Consider the following 619-nt stretch of genomic DNA (forward strand, 5'->3'; position numbering starts at 1 on the left):
CACCCTGCTCACGGGGCGCGCGCGACCGGCGAGCTCGTCCGAGGTCGTCGTGCGGCGTGGCGACACCCTGTGGAGCATCGTCGCCGCCCGCCTGGGCCCGGGGCGACAGCTGCCGAGATCGCCGCCACCTGGCCCCGCTGGCACGCGGCCAATGCGGCCGTCATCGGCCCCGACCCGCACCTGCTCCTGCCCGCGTCCGCCTGGCACCACCGACCGACCACGACGCCCCGGGCACCGTCCCGGCCACCGAGGGGACCCGATGGACCACCACCGCCAGCCCGCTGCCAGTCCTGCCCGCACCGCGCCACACCCCGCCGGGCGTGCCGCTGCCGACGCACGCGCAGGGCGGCCGGTCCACGCGCACGGCCGCGACGCCCTACGTGCAGGACGCCCTCGCCGTCGACTTCGCGGCGGCGAGCGACGAGCAGGTCTTCGGACCGCAGGTCACCCGCGCGCACGAGCTGCCCGACCCCGCGCCTGTGGGCCGCCCACATCGCCCAGGGGCTCGTCGAGGTCATGCACGGCGTGCGCCGCCGCGCCAGGCTGATGCGGTGGACCACGCCCGAGGTCTACGCGGTCGTCGCCCGCCGCTGGCGTCCCGCCGCCGGCCGGACGGCGC

Annotated in this window: 1 pseudogene; it reads left to right on the forward strand. The window is 78.5% G+C overall.

The annotated features are described in order from the left end of the window. Window positions 1-516: 516 nt before the first annotated feature. A pseudogene (locus AC2W7J_RS18650) lies at window positions 517-619 on the forward strand (Rv3235 family protein); the annotation flags it as partial.

It is taken from the genome of Janibacter sp. CFPM2_SD2 (assembly GCF_057364645.1).